At 43.3% G+C, this 1244-nt stretch carries 2 protein-coding genes; both read right to left on the reverse strand.

Annotation, left to right across the window (positions count from 1 at the left end; all coding sequences use genetic code 11):
• Positions 1-459: YbgF trimerization domain-containing protein (locus A3757_RS00640; protein WP_304439154.1), on the reverse strand; the 459-nt coding region annotated here is incomplete at its 3' end.
• Positions 460-464: 5 nt separating this feature from the next.
• Positions 465-1052 (reverse strand): peptidoglycan-associated lipoprotein Pal, encoded by a 588-nt coding sequence (gene pal / locus A3757_RS00645; protein WP_231872114.1) that lies wholly within the window; start codon positions 1050-1052, stop codon positions 465-467.
• Between the last annotated feature and the right edge of the window lie 192 nt (positions 1053-1244).

A 1244-nucleotide genomic window follows, 5' to 3' on the forward strand; every position in this document is an offset into this window, starting at 1 on the left:
CACACTTAGGCTAGGCGAAACGACTGAGGATGTATTGGAAACAGTAGAACTCGACCCACTTGACTTGGCTTGCTTGGACAAAGCCAACACTCTTGAGTCCAGGTCAAGATATCTAGCCTTCGCATTTCGCTTTAAGTGACGTATCTCATTAGCTTGCTCTTCTACAACACCTCTAAGAGCCTTAAGCTGCTGCTGCAATTCCTCGATCATAAAAAACAATTCACTATTTGCAGAGCTTTGAACCGGCAGTGCGACAGGCGCACTAACAGGCCGAGCCGAAGGCAACGCTGTTTGTTCAGCAGGCGCTGACGCTTCGGGCGCAGAATTGTTTTGTTCTGACTGAAAAATTAGTGTTCGCGCAGAAAGAGGAGCAGAAATAACAAGAAAGGACAGGAGGGTAACTGGTAATAGCGCCGGAGCTGAAAAACAGCTCCGCGCGAGAGTCTTATCAATCATCATAATGATTATTGATACTCAATATAAGCTCTTCGGTTTTGAGCCCATGCTGCTTCGTTATGGCCAGCATTTGCAGGACGTTCTTCACCGTAGCTAACTACTTCAATTTGAGCTTTAGAAACACCATTTACAATTAGGAATTTAGCAATCGAGTTACCACGACGCTCACCTAATGCAACGTTGTAACCCTTAGTGCCACGCTCATCACAGTGACCTTCAATCACAACTTTTGACGATGGGTTAGCAGATAAGTAAGCCGCGTGAGCTGCCAATGCAGGACGTGACTCAGACTTAACAGTTGACTGGTCAAACTCAAAGTAAAAAGTTCTCATTTCACGCAAAGCGGCTTGCTCGGCCATAGCAGCTTCTTTAGCTCTTTGAGCAGCCTGCTCTTCAACACTAATTTGATCAGCGTCTGGTGCACCTGAAACTGTACCGCCGGTTGAAGCACTGTCTTCAGATTGGTTTTCGTCTTGTGCAGCTGGAACTTCGTCTGCAGTGAACTCATCTTCAGTACTTAAGCTTTCACAACCAGTTAGTACTAAAATCGAAAAAATAAGCGCCAGGAACAGCTTGATCGAATTTAATTTCATCATCTTACCTTCATTTTTTTGGTGGGGATTCAAGTATTCTTTGTCAAATCGTACGCTTTTCACACTAAAATCATTTGACTTATTATCATACAAAGCTTACCGGATGCACTATAAAACACAAGCGGGTTTTAGCGAAAAGCTTTTATTTTTACCGGTTTATATCCAATAATTAATAATCTACAAAAAAGGTGACCA

The organism is Oleiphilus sp. HI0117, from assembly GCF_001635235.1.